General features: G+C 40.5%; 16 protein-coding genes and 1 pseudogene. 8 read left to right on the top strand and 9 right to left on the bottom strand.

Annotation, left to right across the window (positions count from 1 at the left end; translation table 11 throughout):
* The 7 genes and pseudogenes from BO26_RS05990 to BO26_RS05960 form a co-directional block, all read left to right on the top strand.
* The coding region (locus tag BO26_RS05990; protein WP_036769866.1) for an ISAs1 family transposase at positions 1 to 328 on the top strand (328 nt) is incomplete at its 5' end.
* Positions 276 to 962: pseudogene (locus BO26_RS05985) on the top strand (3-deoxy-7-phosphoheptulonate synthase); the annotation flags it as partial. The gene BO26_RS05990 and the pseudogene BO26_RS05985, both read left to right, overlap by 53 nt.
* Before the next feature lie 429 nt (positions 963 to 1,391).
* A complete protein-coding gene (locus BO26_RS05980) occupies positions 1,392 to 3,461 on the top strand; it encodes a TonB-dependent hemoglobin/transferrin/lactoferrin family receptor (RefSeq protein ID WP_036769865.1) in 2,070 nt (689 codons plus the stop codon).
* Positions 3,462 to 3,492: 31 nt separating this feature from the next.
* A complete protein-coding gene (locus BO26_RS05975; RefSeq protein WP_036769863.1) occupies positions 3,493 to 4,566 on the top strand; it encodes a hemin-degrading factor in 1,074 nt (357 codons plus the stop codon).
* A complete protein-coding gene (locus BO26_RS05970) occupies positions 4,563 to 5,381 on the top strand; it encodes a heme/hemin ABC transporter substrate-binding protein (protein WP_036769861.1) in 819 nt (272 codons plus the stop codon). Before BO26_RS05975 ends, BO26_RS05970 begins: the two co-directional genes overlap by 4 nt.
* Positions 5,378 to 6,379 (top strand): FecCD family ABC transporter permease, encoded by a 1,002-nt coding sequence (locus tag BO26_RS05965; RefSeq protein ID WP_036769859.1) that lies wholly within the window; start codon positions 5,378 to 5,380, stop codon positions 6,377 to 6,379. The genes BO26_RS05970 and BO26_RS05965 overlap by 4 nt, the downstream gene beginning before the upstream one ends.
* Complete coding sequence (locus BO26_RS05960) at positions 6,379 to 7,173, top strand: heme ABC transporter ATP-binding protein (protein ID WP_036769858.1); 795 nt, start codon at positions 6,379 to 6,381, stop codon at positions 7,171 to 7,173. Before BO26_RS05965 ends, BO26_RS05960 begins: the two co-directional genes overlap by 1 nt.
* A 60-nt stretch (positions 7,174 to 7,233) precedes the next feature.
* Here the strand turns inward: BO26_RS05960 and BO26_RS05955 are convergent, their stop codons facing one another.
* On the bottom strand, positions 7,234 to 7,848 hold the full coding sequence (locus BO26_RS05955; protein WP_036769855.1) for a hypothetical protein: 615 nt from the start codon (positions 7,846 to 7,848) through the stop codon (positions 7,234 to 7,236).
* Between the two features lie 262 nt (positions 7,849 to 8,110).
* Here BO26_RS05955 and BO26_RS05950 point away from each other — a divergent pair, with 262 nt between their 5' ends.
* Entirely contained in the window at positions 8,111 to 8,476 is a 366-nt protein-coding gene (locus BO26_RS05950; protein WP_036769852.1) for a helix-turn-helix domain-containing protein, read from the top strand.
* Positions 8,477 to 9,139: 663 nt separating this feature from the next.
* Here the strand turns inward: BO26_RS05950 and BO26_RS05945 are convergent.
* The 8 genes from BO26_RS05945 to BO26_RS05910 form a co-directional block, all read right to left on the bottom strand.
* The gene (locus BO26_RS05945; protein ID WP_036769849.1) at positions 9,140 to 9,481 is read right to left on the bottom strand and encodes a hypothetical protein; all 342 of its coding nucleotides are present in this window, start codon (positions 9,479 to 9,481) and stop codon (positions 9,140 to 9,142) included.
* 479 nt (positions 9,482 to 9,960) lie between these two features.
* Complete coding sequence (locus BO26_RS05940) at positions 9,961 to 10,416, bottom strand: hypothetical protein (protein WP_036769846.1); 456 nt, start codon at positions 10,414 to 10,416, stop codon at positions 9,961 to 9,963.
* Between the two features lie 438 nt (positions 10,417 to 10,854).
* The gene (locus BO26_RS05935; protein ID WP_036769843.1) at positions 10,855 to 12,129 is read right to left on the bottom strand and encodes an efflux RND transporter periplasmic adaptor subunit; all 1,275 of its coding nucleotides are present in this window, start codon (positions 12,127 to 12,129) and stop codon (positions 10,855 to 10,857) included.
* On the bottom strand, positions 12,122 to 13,618 hold the full coding sequence (locus tag BO26_RS05930) for a TolC family protein (protein WP_036769841.1): 1,497 nt from the start codon (positions 13,616 to 13,618) through the stop codon (positions 12,122 to 12,124). The genes BO26_RS05935 and BO26_RS05930 overlap by 8 nt, the downstream gene beginning before the upstream one ends.
* The gene (locus BO26_RS05925) at positions 13,611 to 14,801 is read right to left on the bottom strand and encodes an ABC transporter permease (protein ID WP_081861857.1); all 1,191 of its coding nucleotides are present in this window, start codon (positions 14,799 to 14,801) and stop codon (positions 13,611 to 13,613) included. Before BO26_RS05925 ends, BO26_RS05930 begins: the two co-directional genes overlap by 8 nt.
* Before the next feature lie 8 nt (positions 14,802 to 14,809).
* On the bottom strand, positions 14,810 to 15,541 hold the full coding sequence (locus BO26_RS05920) for an ABC transporter ATP-binding protein (protein ID WP_477707008.1): 732 nt from the start codon (positions 15,539 to 15,541) through the stop codon (positions 14,810 to 14,812).
* 480 nt (positions 15,542 to 16,021) lie between these two features.
* Positions 16,022 to 16,573: a hypothetical protein gene (locus BO26_RS05915; RefSeq protein ID WP_236637349.1), complete on the bottom strand. Its 552-nt coding sequence runs from the start codon at positions 16,571 to 16,573 to the stop codon at positions 16,022 to 16,024.
* A 1,377-nt stretch (positions 16,574 to 17,950) separates the two neighbouring features.
* Entirely contained in the window at positions 17,951 to 18,436 is a 486-nt protein-coding gene (locus BO26_RS05910) for a C40 family peptidase (RefSeq protein ID WP_036769837.1), read from the bottom strand.
* Positions 18,437 to 18,488: the final 52 nt, after the last annotated feature.

Genomic DNA, 18,488 nt, shown 5'->3' with positions numbered 1-18,488 from the left:
CGTCAGTGAACGAAGCGTAAAAGGCCAGCCTCCCCATCGTGATTCACGCTGGTATGTCAGCTCGCTACCGTTGGAGGCGGAAATCGTGGCTAAGGCAATAAGAAGGCACTGGTCGGTAGAAAACGAGCTGCATTGGGTATTAGATGTCACTTTTCGAGAAGATGCTATCTCACTCAAAGATCCTGATGGGGCTGCACAAATGGCGCTTTTTAACCGAATTGCATTAAATGTGATTAAACAGAATACCAGTATAAAAGACAGTCAGGCGGCTAAACGTCGAAGAGCCATTTGGTCAGGGGAATTCCGTAGTCAACTTATCTTTGATTAAATTAAATACAAAGTGGAATCCCACCCTGACCAGCCAGTATATTGCTGATCTAATTAGCTGGGGAGCCGTCGGCGCCAGAACAACTGAAAGTCAGATTCATCGCGAAATGGCATCAGCACTCTCCTGTCCAATCGGTTTTAAAAACGGAACTGATGGCAACACCAGAATAGCAATAGATGCCATCCGGGCAGCCAGTGCCAGTCACTCATTCTTATCACCGGATAAGCATGGTCAAATGACTATCTATCAAACCGAAGGCAACCCATATGGCCACATCATTATGCGTGGAGGTAAACAACCCAATTACAGTGCCGAAGATATTGCCTCAACTTGTGATCAACTACGTGAATTTGATTTACCGGAACATTTAGTCGTCGATTTCAGTCACGGTAATTGCCAGAAAATACATAAGCGTCAACTGGATGTAGCAAAAGAAGTAGGTCAACAGATTCAAGAGGGTTCTACAGCAATTGTCGGTGTGATGGCTGAAAGCTTTCTGATTGAAGGCTCTCAAAAAATCATTCCAGGGCAACCACTAAATTACGGCCAATCTATCACAGATCCTTGCCTGAGCTGGCAAGATACAGAACAACTTATTGAAATTCTTTCTAAAGCAGTAAATGCTCGTTTCTAAGCCCTTTTTCCAAGTTAGCTTTTTGATTCACCAAAGGCTAACTAACAATACATTAATAAATTGCATTAATATATTGATCTTGAACGTTAAAAATATTACTTGAAGTCATCTCTCCATATAACGATAATGATTCTCAATATAATAATAGTTAGCATTCTCTAAGCGGATCTATGATTAAAAATTCTACCAATTTCGCCAAACTAAAATCGATAAACTAGTATTAACTAAATAAAAATAACTCAGCCACCCAGAACATGTATCAGGGCAGCTATCTATACCCAATAGATTTCAAGATGCATCGCGACGGCAAGGCAGTCACATAGCTAACTATGTGACTGGGATGAGTGAGTGCGGCCAACAAAGAGGCAACTTGAAAGATAACGGGTATATATCCATAAATCACAAAATATTATTATGGGGATTCGTCTGATGTCTCAATCTACGAAATCAACACTTAAATTATCAGCGCTAAGCTTGGCAATTATCAGTAGTATTCCGACTGTTTATGCAGCAACAAAATCGCCCGATTCCGAAAGCGATAAATCATCCCGCGATGTGATAACAGTTTATGCAACGGGTAATGAAAGGGATAGTTTCGAAGCACCCATGATGGTAACAGTGATAAATAATAAATCACCACAAAGCCAGACAGCCGGCAATGCCAACGATCTCATCAGAAAAGTCCCCGGCATTAATATAGCCGGTACAAACCGTGCCAACGGACAAGATATTAGCTTGCGTGGTTATGGACCACAGGGTGTTTTGACATTGATTGACGGTATCCGCCAAGGCACAGATACCGGCCATATTAATGGTACGTTCCTGGACCCGGCATTAATTAAGCAAGTCGAAATTGTACGCGGTCCTTCAGCTCTGCTCTACGGCAGTGGAGCCTTAGGCGGTGTTATCGCTTATCAAACTGTAGATGCCGCCGATCTTCTGCAAGCGGGTCAAGATTATGGATTCCGAGTTTTTGCCCGCGGTGCAACTGGTGACCATAGCACGGGTTTTGGCGGTGCGACTTTCAGCAAGACAGAATCTCTGGATGGTTTATTTGCATTCAGTACACGTGATGCAGGTAATATCCGCCATAGCAATGGTTTGACGGCTGATAATGATGAATTTATCAGTAACCTAATAGCAAAAGGTCGTTGGAAAATTGATGAAAACCAGTCCCTAAGCAGCCAGCTACGCTATTACCGCAATGAAGCTAATCAACCTAAAAATCCACAAAAGCTCACCGGGAAAAATCAAGAACCTGACTCGTGGACTGATCGAACAACAACTCAACGTGATGCACAACTCAGCTACCAGCTAAATCCGAAAGAATATGATTGGTTAAATGCTAAGGCTGACCTTTATTATTCAGATGTTACTATTGATGCCCGCACTAAAGAAAAGGGTTTCGAAGGCCGCAAGCAGAAAACCTATGGCGTAAAACTGGAAAACCGCTCCCGCCTGTGGACAGACAGTCCATTAGCGCATCAATTTACCTACGGTGGTGAAACTTACCAACAGAAACAAACCCCAGGGGGCAACACAGACAGCTTTCCGGATGCCGATATCCGCTTTTATTCCGGTTGGGTACAAGATGAAATAACCTTACGCGACCTGCCAGTATCTATTATCGCCGGTACTCGCTATAACAACTATAAAGGAACCAATTCTAAATATAAGGATGTCAGCGCAGATAAATGGTCTTCCAAAGGTGCTATCAGCATCACGCCAACTGATTGGTCAATGCTGTTTACCTCTTATGCTCAGGCTTTCCGAGCGCCGACAATGAAAGAAATGTATAACGATTCCAAACACTACTCAATGGGCCCAGGAATGAATAACGACTGGATACCTAATCCTAACCTCCGCCCAGAAAGTAATACAACATGGGAATCGGGTTTTGGGCTACGTTTCGACAACCTGTTAGCAGAGAATGATGAGCTGAAATTTAAAGCCAGCTATTTCGATACCAAAGCTAAAGATTATATTAAGTTAGAGCTTATTAATCCGCTTAAGAAAAAATCGGGCGAGATAGTCAAATCACCATCGGGTGATCCAATATACCTGAACACAACATCGGCTAATGTACCCAGTGCCAAGATTTGGGGGTGGGATATTTCTATGAATTATGAATCCAACCTGTTCTCCTGGGAACTGGCTTACAACCGCACTGAAGGCAAAGATGAAAAAAGCGGGGATTCTCTCAATAACCTTAACCCGGATACTATCACCAGCATACTTGATATCCCTATTGCACAAACTGGTTTCTCTGTTGGCTGGATAGGTCAATTCACCAAGCATACTGATTTTAAAGGCCAAACCAAACAACAAGCCGGTTATGGGATTAATGACTTCTATGTCAGTTATCAAGGAGAAGGAATGTTAAAAGGTGTGACCACTACGGCAGTTCTAGGTAACGCCTTTGATAAAGAATACTACTCACCACAGGGAGTCCCGCAGGATGGCCGCAATGCCAAACTATTGGTCAGTTACCAGTGGTAATTTAATACACTGATTTTTAAGGAGTTAAACTGTGAATTCATCACTTTATGAGCGTTACCTACAAGCCAAAACTGATAACAAAGCCAAATATGCCCGAGATCTGGCTACTTATCTGAATGTCAGTGAAGGTGAATTATTGCATAGCCGTGTTGGTATCGATGCCAAACGCCTTGATATTGATGCCCCCACTTTACTGGAAGAATTAGCTGTTGTTGGTGAAACTAAAGCGATTACCCGCAATGATTTTGCAGTTCATGAACAAATTGGCCGGTATGAAAATACACGTTTCAACAACCATGCCGGGTTAATCCTAAATCCTCGTGAACTCGATTTGCGGATGTTCTTTAATCATTGGAGCAGTGTATTTTATCTGGTTGAACCCGCAAAAAATGGTCTGCGCCACAGCATCCAGTTTTTTGATCATCAAGGTGATGCTCTACATAAAGTTTATGCAACAAGTAATACTGATATGGCAGCCTGGGAAACCTTGGTCGAAAAATATCAGACAGAAGAAAACCCAGCACTGGTTATCAAACCCATAGAAGAAACTCATCATTCAGCGATAACAAATGAACTGAAAGCACAGCTTGATGAAGAATGGCGTGCTATGACTGATGTTCATCAATTCTTCATTATGCTTAAACGCCATAACTTGAGCCGTCAGCAAATTTTCAATGCCGTACAGGACGATCTGGCCTATAGAGTGGAAAATTCTGCCCTGAGTGAGATCATTAATACTGCTTATGGTGATCAAAACGAAATTATGATTTTTGTTGGCAACCGGGGTTGCGTACAGATCTTCACTGGTAAGCTGGAGCGGCTGATGCCATATCAGGAAGAAAACTCAGATCAAAAATGGATTAATATCTTTAACCGCAATTTCACACTACATTTAATAGAGAGTGCTATTGCTGAAAGTTGGGTAACTCGCAAGCCAACAACTGATGGCTTCGTCACTAGCCTTGAATTATTTGATGCTAATGGTAATCAAATTGCTCAATTGTTTGGTCAACGCACAGAAGGCACTCCTGAGCAAACTCAGTGGCGTGAGCAAGTGGCTGCTCTGCCAAAATTGCAACCAGTACAGGAAGAGCGTGTAGCATGAAACAATGGCTTCTAACATTTGTCCTTGTGGTATCGTTCGGTGCTTTTTCCACTGAGCGAATCGTTACTATCGGTGGCGATGTATCTGAAATTGTTTTTGCACTTGGTGAAGGTGAAAAAGTTGTCGCCAGAGACAGCACCAGCCTAAAACCAACAGAGCTGCTTTCCTTACCGGATGTTGGCTATATGAGAATGCTGAACCCTGAAGGCATTCTTTCCATACATCCGACACTGGTTCTGACCAGTGAGCTGGCAAAGCCTTCACTAGCTCTCAAGCAAATCCAAGATTCTGGCGTAGAAGTTATTCAGATAACCGGAAAAGCAGCGTTAGAAGCCATTCCTGAAAAAATTAAGACCGTCGCCAAGGCGGTCAATCAAGGTGAACGCGGCGAACAACTGATTCAGCAATATCAAAGAGAACTGGCAAAAATACCAACAACCAAATTGTCAACCCGCATTCTGTTTGTAATGAGCCATGGGGGTATCATGCCAATGGCTGCCGGGCAGAAAACCGCAGCTGATAAAATGATTCGTGCTATTGGCGCAACCAATGCAATGCAAGGCTTTAACAATTATCGCCCACTTTCTCAGGAAGGGGTTATTGCTAGTGCCCCAAATTTATTACTGGTGACTGAGGATGGTATCAAATCAATGGGTGGTTTAGACAAGATCTGGCAATTACCCGGATTAAAGCACACCCCAGCAGGCCAGAAAAAACAGGTTTTGATCGTAGATGATATGGGGCTGCTTGGTTTTGGCCTCGAAACCCCCACAGTAATGAAACAACTGAGACAGGCGGCGGAGAAAGCTCAATGAGTCGTATGAAATCCCCCGGTTTGGGGGTAGCATTTCTTTGTCTATTACTCTCTGGGTTAGCTATTGGCTCTGCCAATATGGGCGCGTTATCACTATCTTTTAAGACATTGTGGGAAGCCTCTATCAGTGATCCTCAGTGGCAAATCTGGTTAAACATCAGATTGCCAAGAGTATTATTAGCAATACTGGTTGGTTGTGCTTTAGCGACTTCTGGTGCTGTGATGCAAGGATTATTTCGTAACCCATTAGCAGATCCTAGCCTACTAGGTATTAGCAGCGGTGCAGCACTGATGGTCGCCGTGGTCATTGTTCTACCATTTAGCCTCCCATCTGCAATTGCTGTATATGGATATATTATTGCAGCCTTTATTGGCAGCATATTAATTTCATTACTGATTTTTTCATTGAATAAATATAGCTCCGGGAATCTGGCTCGTTTATTGTTAGCAGGTATTGCCATCAATGCGCTCTGTATGTCTGCAATTGGTATCCTAAGCTATGTCAGTGATGATCAACAATTACGACAATTTTCTTTATGGATGATGGGATCACTTAGCCAAATAGAGTGGCCAACTCTGGCAATTGCTGCTTCTTTGATTATTCCAGCCACCATTCTGACTTTCAGTCAGGCCCGTAAACTGAATCTGCTACAATTAGGCGATGAAGAGGCTCACTATCTTGGTATTAATGTCCAGAGCACCAAATTCCAGTTATTACTGCTAAGCGCTCTACTTATTGGTAGCGCCGTTGCACTAAGTGGTGTCATTGGATTTGTCGGGTTGGTTATTCCGCATCTGATCAGAATGCAATTTGGTGGCGATCATAACTGGCTGCTTCCCGGTGCTGCGTTGGGTGGAGCTTCCCTCCTGCTTACCGCAGATACACTAGCAAGAATATTAGTTTCCCCAGCAGAAATGCCTGTTGGTCTAATCACTGGTTTAATCGGCGGTCCATATTTTTTATGGCTGATACTCAAACAGCCAGGGAACCGCGCATAATGGATACAACAAAGAATAATATTTTTCTACAGGCGAAAAATCTGAGTTATTCAATTGATAATAAGAAAATAATTGATGATGTTTCGCTCTCTGTAAATAAAGGCGAGGTTATCGCCATTATCGGACCAAATGGTGCAGGGAAATCCACATTATTGCGGCTATTAACGGGATACATGAAACCTGAATATGGGCAATGTTATTTACATGGAATACCTATTGAGCAATGGTCAGCTCAACAGTTAGCGCGAACCCGTGCTGTCATGCGTCAATACAGTTCACTCTCCTTCCCCTTTAGTGTGGAAGAGGTTATTGCTATGGGACGCTCCCCTCATGGTAATCATCACAAACAAATAGCAATTGATACGGTTATTGAGCAAACAGATTGCCAAGAATTACGCCACCGCGACTATCGACAATTATCCGGTGGTGAACAACAAAGAGTACAATTGGCTCGTGTACTTGCTCAGCTCTGGCATCCAACACCAACAGAATGTTGTTTATTTCTCGATGAACCAACATCAGCCTTGGATCTCTACCACCAGCAGCATACGCTACGTCTGCTTTACCGACTGACTCGAGAACAACCCGTAGCCATGTGCTGTGTTCTGCATGATCTCAATCTCGCCGCTCTCTACGCCGATAAAATATTTCTATTATATAAAGGGAAGTTAGTCGCAGCAGGTACGCCAGAAGATGTACTGAGTGATCAGATTCTAAGGAAATGGTATCAGGCAGATCTTGGTATCACCCGCCACCCTGAAACCCAGCAGCCTCAGATTTATCTGAGGCAATAATAGCAAAGGCTAGCAGGCAAATTATTTCGGTAATTTGCCTGCCTTATTTCTTCACTTATTCTACTCACGAAACTTTATTGCATCAGGAAGATACCAGAAAGTTGAAATCAGACAAAAACAATAACCCAATAGCTCGCATCCCTCTTCAGCCATAGTTTTTACTGTGCGCTCAAACTGCTCCAACATTAAACCTTGCCATAGTTCTCCCATTCCAAACAAACGGGAAAAAACCAACACACATAAAATACCCGCAACCATCATGCCGTAACTTTGATGGCGAGCAAAATGAGCAAGCCCTGCTAAGGTATTCCTACCTCTGCGAACAGCATAAAAAATACAGATCAACGCTAATGGAATGGCTATCCACGCCCAAGCACCATGAAATATTTCATCAAATATGGAATCCAGCTCTCTTATCAACAAGCAGGCAAAAAAACCAGACATCAAAATTAAGGCAGGACGTAATTTGCTATTCTTCCTTGCTTCCCAAAGAAATACAGCAGAAATAACAAACAGTATACTCTCCTGAGAAATTTCAGTTAATGAGTTCTCCTTCACTGCATTCTGCAAATAGATAACATCGATAAAAAGTAAGCCTATTACTATGGACAAGATCAGGGCATACAGGATGAAAAATACCAATCTTTTAGTTAAAAAGGCCAAATCCGATTGCATTACAACCTCCATTAAATTGAACAATTAAAGATGATACTAATTTAAATAAATTGATGAAGAGCATTTGATGCTACTTATTTTTAAAGTGAAGAAAATCTTTATAAATGATAATAATTATCAACTATAAATAGCATTTTTTGCCTACCGATATTTCCGATTTATTTTAAAATACACACATTAATAACTGATGTTATTATCATTACGAAAATAACTAACAGACTCTAATATTTTAGCAACTAGCCCACCCTAGTGGGAGGTGAAAATGTCAGAAATTGTAGTAAACGATATTATCCGGTGGCTTGAAACTCAGCTTCAACGTAACGAAGGTATAAAAATAGACACTATTGCCAACAAAAGTGGTTATTCAAAGTGGCACCTACAAAGAGTGTTTAAAGAGGTAAAAGGTTGTACCTTAGGTGAATACGTTCGCAAACGGCGCTTACACGAGGCCGCAAAATCTCTACGTGAAGGAAATATGCCAATCCTCGATATTGCCTTACAGTATGGTTTCAGCTCTCAGGCAACATTTACCCGAATCTTCAAGAAGCATTTTAATACCACACCTGCCAAGTTCAGAGAGAATGGTAACCTACCTGAATTAAAGTACTTTTTAGGTTATGAGCCATAATCGATTTCTTATACTTTATTGGCAGCACTCTTTAATGGTCAATAATTCATTGGCCATTATTTTCTTATGCTATCTGAACTAACCCCCTCCTACAATGAAGTAAAAACCAGATAAGAATTTCCCAAACAACCATTGGCTAGCCCCAGTTTATTTCCTGGAAATGGAGAACAGATTTCCATAAATCTTCTAGAACAATTACCACATGTACCAGCATAAGTGATTCCGGATAACAATTTTATGAAATGGCAAAAAAACCATCCAGTTTTATTAACCAACGATGAATAAAACAATTAATATAATTTAAAAAAACATTTCCATACAATTCACAATCATAATATACAGTATTTTTTATTCAATCATTAGGATCATTTTCACTCTCAGCGGGCAGATAAAAACCAATCAAAAATATTAAAATACTGTTCCTAAGGTTCAATGTATGTTCAGTTATTAAGAAGTAAAAACCCTGAAAAACTAAACATCAGGGTTTTATTTAGAATTAATTCCGATTCACTATTTATCCCAACAAACGTTATTTTTCATAAATCTTGAGCACTGCCCAAGTTTAAAATGGAAAAGAAAATAACATAATAAGATAGACTTTTAATACCTTTAACGTAAATAATATTTTCTATAGGAATTCTCACTCCTATAATATCTTACCTATCATCCGCCACTTCCTCCTCCACTTCCGCCACTTCCCTTATCCCCTTTAATTAATACGCCATTGATATATCCATGTTTATTATATTCATACCCGGTAGTTCTAAGAGTAACCTTTTTTGAATTAAGGTGTGCAAGAAGCAAAGTTATTAGACTACCATTTCCCTGATAACCCCCGTCAGAGTTATCCAACAGAAAATCCCTTGAAGCACCTTTGTCATCAATAATGACTACATGCACATTGTCTCTAGCTATTTCCGGAGCAATTTGAATGGAAGACACAGTTACATCAGAAATCGATACATTAGGGGCAACTATGTCATTAGAATTATTTTGATCAATCATAATATATTATTCCTTATAAAATTGAGTTCATACCAAGTTACGAATATAGAAATTTATATTACACAAAAAAACTCAACTAATTTATCAACATCCATATTAAACCATCATAATCCATAAACTTATAAAAAATAAAAAAACTTTACAACTTTAAAAATAGTGTAGAACCATTAATTCGTCAATAAAACACTAAAGAAAATCAAACTAAAAAAAATAAACATTTAACATTAATTTATAACAATAAATTAAATTACTGTATATTTTTTATTTTTAACTTAGTGCTAACACATCTCATATATTGTGTTATTTACACCTAACATTATAATAAATAAAAAACCTCCTGATAATAATCACTAATAATTATATAACCAGCAGAAACTGAAAAAATAACCAGCTGACATTTAACTAAATATCAATTCAATGCAAACAATAAAAACAAAATGAGCCAGATATCTCTAATAAGATAACTGACTCATTATTTATTACTTCATAGTAAATTCAACTGACCATTCGTAAGTCACAAAGTTAGTAAAAGTGATGGTCGCATTGCAAATGGCACCACCGCTCGGAGTTGCCCCCTTATTCCACTTAGGCACTTTAACACCATTGACATATGTATTAACGAAAGTAGTCGAAAAAACACAAATCTTATTTCCAATTTTATATCGCACAATCGCATAATTTCCATCAGGTGAAATCGGGCTTTGAACCCGATAAAGATCAGACTCGCCTTGCCTTACGCTAGCCTTGGGCTTGGGTGATGCATTTACCTGTGTACTGACTTCATTATTAGTAACGATGGTATAAACAGCATCAGCACTACCCTGCGCGCCGAGATGCTTAAATGTAACTGTTACGGCTGGTCCTGCATGAACAATACCTGCAGCAGATAAGGAAGCAGTTGCAAACAGGGCCAACAACGATCTACGTACTAACATTTAGATATTTTCCTTATGTTGTTTAGAATGGCTTACTGCATCTTGATACAACTTTTTCTTCTACAAAATCACTTAGAGCACGATATATGTACCAACCTCATAAAGCGAATTTTTGCTTTATATATTTATATAATAGACTACTTTCATTAGAATTTATTCAGAGAGGTAAAATATTCTCAGTTATAAAATCTATAGATATTTTTACCGGGAAAATATGGAGATAAATAAATGGGAATTATTTCATGGGAGAATTAAATCTTACCAACAAATATTAACATTCACTTGTAGCAACACCCAGAATTTACATTTGAACAGTGTAAATATATCAAAGTAAATTAGTTGTAACAAATAAGTTTCAATATATAAATTCTCAGTGCAAATAATAACACCCAAACTGGATTATCCATACGCCGCTACACCATTAGGCCAAATCGATCATTATTGCACAGGAATTTCAACATAGCCGGCTTCTAGCCCACTTACCTCTACCCCCTGAGGAACAGCGTATCCTGGCGTCACCCTAATCTGTTGCACTGGATCACGTAACTCTCGTCGATAAATGACAAAAACCTGTCCGTCAGGACCTGTACGTAACGCATCCGTTGGTACCGCTAAGCCATGTTCATTGCGATACGTGACAATAGCCAGTGTCGCACTCATGTTCAGACGAATACGCTGTCGTTGTTCAGGTGTTAATGGATCAACCTCGACCAACACGTCATAAGTTACACCAACCCCCTGCGATTCAGTTGAACTCCCCTGTACACCAATAGTCTTAATCTGCCCTTGCAAGGACAACCCGGCAAAACCATCTCCTGTGATCTGAACCGGCATTCCTTCATATAATTGATGTAAATCTGCCTCTTCAATGCGAGCCACCGCCTGAATTTGTTCCAAATTAATTATCCCAAAAAGCGGTGTTCCCTGAGTTACCCGTGTCCCTTTTTGAATAGATAACGTTTTATCTGACTCAGCAACAAGAGGACGGACAACAATTCCGTCAAAAGACGAAACCAATTCCCGTTGCGCTTTCTGAGCTTGCAGCGCTTGATAACGCGCTTGAGCATTCGCCAATTCCATATCGGCAATCTGCCGATTCTCACCTGTACCTTTATCAAGCATAGCATTTAGTTCCGCCTTAGCTGCGGTAAGATCGAGCCGTTGAACTTTAACTTGCTGTTTCAGTGCATCAACTTCCATACGAGCAACGATGCCTCGTTCAAACAAAACGCGAGTATCAGCTAATTTACGTTCAGTATCGTTCAGGTTTAGCTGAGCGTTGGTTAAAGTCCTGCGTGCTCTGGCAACATCCTGACTGTTCTTCCAATCCGCTAAATCCTGTACGGCTCGCTGGGCTTTCAGCAATTCTGTAAGTGCCTGTCGCAACTGAATATCCAGTTGTGCAGTATCAATGCTCAATAATGATTGTCCACGCTTAACTCGCTGACCTTCTATCACGACCACTTCGGCGATAACTCCATCGAACGGCGCAGTAATAGTCAAACTGGTAGCGGCCTGAATACGGCCAACTAACCCAAGATGATTTTCTAATAATTGAGGTTCAACGCGAACCCATTGCTCTGGTAATGATGTATTGGTTGAAGCAGAAGAGAAAACATAGGCAATAGTTGCCCCGGCAACCAGAGTCACAGCGAATACCACGAGCCAATGAATTTTATATCTACAACGAGCAAGTGCCCTGATTTTAGTCATTAAGTGCAATATCCCAACTCCCTAGAGTGGTACCCAATGTTTCATCCAACTTCGCTTGTGCATTTAGATAAGCAATCAATGCATTAAGACGAACATTCTCAGCATTGCGCAAATCAGTTTCAAAGCTCAATACCTGAAAGTTGCTGGAGCGACCCACCGTCAATTTTTCACGTTCAATCTCCAGCTTACGTCGGGATAGGTCCAAAGCACGCTGTGCTATCTCATATTGACGCCAACGTGTGCCAATATCGCGCACCGCATTACCTACATCACGCTCCAATGATTGTTTTGCTTCAGTAAGACGGATATCCTGATTCTGAACATCAACCTGCGCCCGGACTTCCGCCTGACGCTGACTCAAATCCCCTATAGGTATCTCCACTTGGACACCCGCATAATTTTCCCAACTGCGGGAGCTATTTGAGCCTGTTCGATCACGTACCTGACTGGCCCTACCGACCAAAGAAACATCCCATAATCGCTCATTACGAGCAACTATCAGGTTTATCGCCGCCTGTTCTGCACTAATCAATTGGGTAAGGTATGAGGGTTGATGTTCTTGTGCCAAATATTGTGCCTGGAGGAGATTGATATCTATGCGTTTAGCCTCCAATTTGTCAGTTGCCTTTACTTGTGTTTGTAAGTCCAAAGCAAGTAAACGTAGTAACTCTAAGCGACTGGTATCCAGTTGATGGCCTGCTTCCTCAGCAGCCAATTCCTGCATAGCAACATCAGCCTCAGTCTGGACAATTTCAAAGGCTGCCATTCTACCCGCATCAATCATGGCTTTGTTAACTTCCAGCAGTTGGCGCGACCGTTCCAGAGCAGCGCGCGCAATTTGCAATTGTTCTTGCGCACGCAGCAACTCACGATAAGCCATAATAACCTGTGTGATCGTCTGGGATACCGTCGCTTTCAGGTTCAAACGATTTATCTGCTCCATCATTTGGGCAAGACGTACCGGTGCTGTAGCCACATCCTTACCAGCACCTCTCAGCAAAGGCTGAATGACAGAGAAGGAAACGCCATCGTTACGATTACGGCCAGCATTGTTTGCCCATGTCGTTCGACTCGTCCATGACAAGCTGAATCGAGTACCATATTCTCCAAGCATTGTAGATGTAGGCATAATCTCACTCTGCTGGTAACGATCACTTTGATTACTCGCAATGGCATAACGACTATTAAGCAATAACTTAGGCGTAAAACGATCCTCAGCAACCCGCAAATCAAATTTCTGCGCAATGCGATCTAAATAGGCACTACGAATAGAACGATTATTTCGTAATCCCAAATAGATCGCATCACCGAGCGTTATATCAATAGTCTGCTGAGTAAGAGAAATTGTCGTTGTTGCAGACATTGTACTTGTTACAGACATAGTCGCCTGTGACGGAACCAACTGCTCCGCAAAAACCGGCTTTACAGACAAGACTACTACCAATCCAATGATGGCCCCCATAATACGTAGAAAAATTTGGCTAATCATCACGCAGTGCCTCTATAGGTTGTAGCTTAGCAGCAGCCAACGCGGGATTAATGCCAAAAAACAGACCAATCACTAATGAACTGACAATACCCAGCGGCACAGAAAATGGGGATAACGTGAATACCCAGCCAGAAAATTTTACGAACAAGTACCCGACAGCCACTCCTAACAATGAACCAACTATTGCACCGGCGATTGCCAGGGTGGCAGCCTCCAACATAAAAAGCACACCGATATCAATGGGTCTGGCCCCCAAAGCCATACGTACACCAATTTCACGCCTGCGTTCCGAGACATTCATCAACATGACGTTCATAACACCTACACCGCCCACCAACAACGAAATACCCCCTAAACCAGCAAGTAAATAAGAGAATGTCTTAGTCTGACGCGTCAACCCATCAAGCAATTGTTGCGGGATTTGAACTTCGACATTACGACCTTTTGATAGTGAGATAAGGTAGTTACGTAATAATGTAGCGTCACTGTTTAACGTTGTTGTGTCATGTGTTTTGGCAATGATGCTGCCAATCTCCGGAGCAGGCCGCAACCGTCTCATTCCTTCAATAGGCAATATCACAGAATCGTCAATAGGGACAGGAAGTAAAGGATTCGCCCCCTGAACAGCGAGAATTCCTATAACTTCAAACAGATAATCCCCAATTTGCAGTTGGCTGCCTACCTGAATCTTCGACTGCTTCGCTATATTTGCACCCACTACGGTATAAGTCGTCTGACGATCATAGCCCGATAAAAAACGCCCCTGCTCAATTTGTAAATTAAGCACTTTAACCAGATCAGGGGATGTCCCTGTAATATTCGTATCGATGCCTCGCCCCTGAAAACGAACATGAGTTGAATGTAATGTAATGGGTGCAGCATATGCGATAGTAGGTAATGTACGAGTCAATGCTTGAACATCCAATGTAGATGGTGCAGGTTTAACATCAACGCCGGGAATAAAACTAAAATGGGCAACCAAAATATTGCTTCCCATGCTTTTAAAAGTGCTAATAGCTTCATTAGCGGCATTATAACCGATGTTCAAAAGTGCAATAACCGAAGCACACCCAACTGCAATGCCAAGCAAAGCAAGCAGAGATCGCCTTCCCAGAAGACGCAGACTATCCAACGACTCACGCAGGGCTTGCGCGAGAGAAAGGCCGTGGCGACCAGAACTCATACTAAACATCAAATATCCGACAGATTAGTTTCGGAAATTCGCCCATCATTAACATACAAACAGCGTTGCATATTTTTAGCTATTTCCCCATCGTGTGTAACCATGACGAGCGTAACGCCCTGCTCATCGTTTAATGACAGAAGAAGTGTCATGATATCGCGTGCCGTAACACTATCGAGATTGCCTGTTGGTTCATCAGCCAAAATGAGAGAAGGCTTGCCAACCAAAGCTCGGGCGATAGCAACGCGCTGCCGTTGTCCACCGGAAAGATCTGCCGGACGATAATGAATACGATTAGCCAGGCCAACCAATTCAAGCTGGTATTGCGCTTCCTTCCGAGCTAGCGAACGTGAATATCCACGATATAACAATGGCAGTGCCACATTATCCAATGCCTGCATTCTAGGAAGTAAATTAAAACTCTGGAATACGAAGCCTATTTCCTGATTTCTTATTTTCGCCCGCTCATCAGAAGTTACTTTTGTTACATTAACGCCATTAAACTTAAAATATCCAGAAGTTGGCTGATCCAGTAAACCTAAGATATTAAGTAAAGTACTTTTACCCGAGCCGGAAGCACCGAGAATAGCACAACTTTGCCCACGCATTATAGTCAGTGATACTTTATCAAGCACAGGGTAATATTGTTCCCTCACACGATAGAATCGACAAATATTTTCCATGTAAATCAAAGACCCCATACACCTGGAAGTCGTGATTGTCATGTCTGATTTATTCATCGTTTTTTACGTCCATTAAATGTTTCACTGACTCCATTTAATCGTTTAACCAAGTTTATATCATGGGAAAAATCTCTTGTAAAAGATTGCGGCCTGAGCAAAGCATAAAAACAGCAAACATTAAAAATACATTATACCAACTTAACAAAAAATCAGATTGTCTATTGCATCTCAAGGTTATCCCATCCAAATTAATCGTGTCTCCTTTAACGTATCGTGCATATTTTTATGAAAATTTAGGAGCAAAAAAGCGCGAGATCGAAATATACCCGTTATCTTTCAAGTTGCCTCTTTGTTGGCTGCACTCACTCACCCCGGTCACATTGTTCTCTATGCTCCCGGGGATTAACTCCCTTGTCGTCGCGATTCATCTTGAAATCCATTGGGTATATATTCTTGTATTCCTGCCCGAAAATATTCTCTGCCAAGACAATAGATGGCAACATCAGTCACCATCTCGATATATCCAGGTGATTAATCCTATGGGAGTTTAACCCCTTTATAACCAGATAAAATAAGCTCCCATTCCTGTTGGGCAAACCATGTCTGAGCTTTGCCCGCATAATGTATATTATCAGGCAAAAAGACACCAAACTGGGGGGCTATTCCGGTAAAGTCAGGAGAATTCCTCGTATCAATCAGTGTCCGGTATTGGGGCGCATCAGCGATAACATTGTTGATTGCCTCAAGCACATAATTGGTGTTGATGGAATCAAACGCAACCGAAAGTGGGTAATACAATCTCCACGGTATACGACAAGAACCCAAGGCATCGCTGATACCGGTAATGATGTGGGTAAAATTCTGCTCTGATGCCTGTGCTGCCAATAAACTCTCAGTTTCTGCTTCCCACTGATTCCAATGGACAGCCAAGATGCGAGGGTTTTTACCCAGTTTGTGCAATGATTCGATTGCCATGCGCAACGTTCTGATTGCACGGGGATAGAGCGATTCCACATCGCAGGGATCACGCTCAGGCGCCCAGCGGTTATCCGGCGGATTGTCCAAATATGATAAATAGAGGGGCATCATTGGGTGCCCATGAGGGACAGTTTATTTCAGGAGAATAAAGTTGTTTATCTATCATCAGTTTTCCTCTCAAGATGATTTAAATTATTGGGTTAGTTCTAATCACAAAAATATAATTGATTTCTGGAAAAAAATAACACCTTATTAATCAATCATATTTATGGTAAGAAAATAAAAACTTCTTTATATATTAAATTTATATTTTAATTATAAGTTAAATCAAATAAAATATAATGAGTCATTAATTTGCTATTTTTATAAAATTACCTTATTCCTTTAAGATATAAATCTGATATCATTATTCACAAACAAAGTCATATTTCATAATATATTTTTCCTTGGAATACAATATACAGAATTGTAATAACTTATCGCTCCTTTCATTAAAAAATACACTTATTATCCCAATCCAGCAAATTAAAATATCACTTATAAAAACAACTTGGTTTAATAAATAATATCTAAGTTTTTTTGTCATAAAGATAAATAAAATGATTTTTATTACTATACGTATATTCTGGTTTTTATGGCCAAGTAGAATCAAATATTGGCTTTAAATATAATACTACCTATACCCAATAGATTTCAAGATGCATCACGACGGCAAGGGAGCATAGATAACTATGTAACCGGGATTAGTGAGTGCAGCCAACAAAGAGGCAACTTGAAAGATAACAGATATATAATATATAGAAATCAATTATGAAAGTAGGAAGCCGTAACCAATAAACTATTCAATATATTGAAGGAAAAGATAACTTTACTTATAAAAATGGTTTTAAACCTGGTAGTGAAGTATAATTTACAATATATAAAAACCTAAATAGTGCAACCAGAGAAATATATTGGGTAACTTCCAATAAGGGTTATATACTCAAGATACTTCAAAGTGTATGTTTGAAAAACGATTATGTTGTTTAATTTAAATGTTTTTATGTCTGACGACTCAAGCATTTTGAAGTTCATTCGGTATATGGGTATACTTATTTCAGATATAAAGAATACTAATATCAGCTCTGTAAAAAACTGGGAAATATTATCTACAATTGCCATATTTCGTGGACTTGAAAGATAACGGGTATATAAACAATCAACCTGTTAAACCAATAATTCATGCGACAAAGAAGGCAAATATTACTAAAAACTCTAATAACGCCAAGATAGAAATAATAAAACAATAGATATTTCAACCAGTTCCCAGCATATTAAGGAACTGGTTGTTTGTTTTATGATTTTATCATGACCTTAATTTATAATTATATTAACCCAACGATATTGAAATAAAGTTGGTAAATCGGGGATCACTGCCATTAATAACTAACAGCTTAAATGCAGTTGCTACCAATAGAATTAATTTTATAGATCGTTCATGAGAAATATTTAAATCCTACGAGCTTGCCAAAAAGCTTTTCTCCAGTAAGCACTATTCATAGATGAGCGGGTAACTCCCTTACTGGTTGATGCATGAATAAATTGATTGTTAGCATCATAAATGCCAACGTGTAACCCATACTCACCACTACCTGTCTTGAAAAAGACTAAATCACCCGGCATTAAATCACTTTTATCAATGCGTGTCCCTAATCCTATTTGCCCACGGGTAGTACGAGGTAACTGAATATCAAACCGGTCACTAAAAGTACGGTAAACAAAACCCGAGCAATCCACACCTCGATGATCCATCCCACCGTAATGATATGGTGTACCATACCATTGTTTCAGCTGCTCCTTAAGCTGAGCAATCACCATAATTGGATCAGAAAGTGCCGTTTTTAACGCTGGTGCTTGAGTCTTGGGAGAATGACTGGAACAACCAATGAGCATCAGGCTGAATAACAACAGCAACACTTTCATTCTTATTGTCATACCCCCTCCTCATAGAACCAGCAAAATAGGCTAACTTTATCCATCACCCAAT

It is taken from the genome of Photorhabdus australis DSM 17609, from assembly GCF_000711895.1.
Taxonomy (GTDB): domain Bacteria; phylum Pseudomonadota; class Gammaproteobacteria; order Enterobacterales; family Enterobacteriaceae; genus Photorhabdus; species Photorhabdus australis.
Note: the sequence above shows the minus strand (reverse complement) of the source record. Positions and strands in the feature narration are given on the sequence as shown.